This window comes from Marseilla massiliensis (assembly GCF_023336985.1).
Lineage (GTDB): Bacteria > Bacteroidota > Bacteroidia > Bacteroidales > Bacteroidaceae > Prevotella > Prevotella intestinigallinarum.
Genome location: NZ_JAMBLP010000065.1, coordinates 1 through 282 on the forward strand (window position 1 = coordinate 1; position 282 = coordinate 282).

The 282-nt window shown below is 48.9% G+C and carries 1 rRNA gene; it reads left to right on the forward strand.

The features are described from left to right. Positions 1 to 210: 210 nt before the first annotated feature. Positions 211 to 282, forward strand: a 16S ribosomal RNA gene (locus M3089_RS15750); the annotation flags it as partial.

The window sequence follows — 282 nt, forward strand, 5'->3', positions numbered from 1 at the left end:
TGTGAAAAAGTGCCTACCTTTGCATCCGCTTTCAGGGAACAACCCCTGATGAGCGGCGAGAGAAAGAGTTCTTTGACAGGTTGAGACAGACAGAGGATATGTAGAGCAGTACAAGGCGAGAGCCGGGGCTGAGCATTTAGCCAGCCCTGTGTACGGAACAGACCCTTCGGGCTTTACGTCCGTTGAGGTTTTAAGATAAAAGTCAATTATACAATGTAGAGTTTGATCCTGGCTCAGGATGAACGCTAGCTACAGGCTTAACACATGCAAGTCGAGGGGCAT